Source organism: Liquorilactobacillus uvarum DSM 19971, from assembly GCF_001434935.1.
GTDB classification, from domain to species: domain Bacteria; phylum Bacillota; class Bacilli; order Lactobacillales; family Lactobacillaceae; genus Liquorilactobacillus; species Liquorilactobacillus uvarum.
Genome location: NZ_AZEG01000104.1, coordinates 1 through 783 on the forward strand (window position 1 = coordinate 1; position 783 = coordinate 783).

Here is a 783-nt window from a genome sequence, read left to right on the forward strand (position 1 = left end):
ATTTCTATACAATTCAGAAATCTTTTATGCATTTACACAAGATATTTTACGCTCTCATAAACAATTGCACCAATAAAATGATCAGTATTAGTTTGCGCCGCAACGGTTAGGTCTTTAAATAATTGTTTACATTGTTCTCTATCCCACTCATAATTTCGCTGGAAAACAGGAATTTCAAAAATTGTTTTACCATTCCCCAGGAAATCAAATAAGTGTATGCTATCAGCTTTCATACTATTCTTCCTCCCCAAATTCGCGTTGTACTATTTCTGGCAGCGTACCTTCTTGCTTAATTTACGTCATTAAATTCGTTCAAGTTATTTCTTGCAATCTGCCATACATTATGACCTAGCAGTTAAAAACTGTTTTTACAGATATAAATATAGTTTTCTTACTGATTCTTTAATTTTACATTTAGATTACAAGTGCATGTCCCCATCTTCATGCCGATTTCGAGTTTGGTGTTGCCGTTGCTTTTTCGTCATTTCCCACTCGGCCTCTTTTAAACCTTGCGCCTGTCTTTGCCGTTGGTAATCTTCATCACGGGCATATAGAGCGGCCATGATTGCGTCACTAAAGGCCGTCTTTAGGTAATATTCTGGACTAACTGGCTTGTAGTTCAATGGTTGATAATGTGCCAGCTGGGATTTTCGGTATTGATCGTCCTTAGCTTGTTGCTCTTTTAACTGTTTTTGGATTTTCTCAATCTGACTGTTCTTAATCGTTGGATCGGCTTTGCATTCGCCAAAAAAGAGTTGTTTAGTGCCATCATGCTTTAAAACC

1 protein-coding gene and 1 pseudogene are annotated in these 783 nt (G+C 37.0%); both read right to left on the minus strand.

The window, feature by feature from the left end; translation table 11 throughout:
- Positions 1 to 32: 32 nt before the first annotated feature.
- Positions 33 to 233, minus strand: coding sequence for a GmrSD restriction endonuclease domain-containing protein (locus tag FD20_RS12615; protein WP_035454414.1), 201 nt, complete (start codon positions 231 to 233; stop codon positions 33 to 35).
- 186 nt (positions 234 to 419) lie between these two features.
- Positions 420 to 783, minus strand: a pseudogene (locus tag FD20_RS12620) (MobQ family relaxase); the annotation flags it as partial.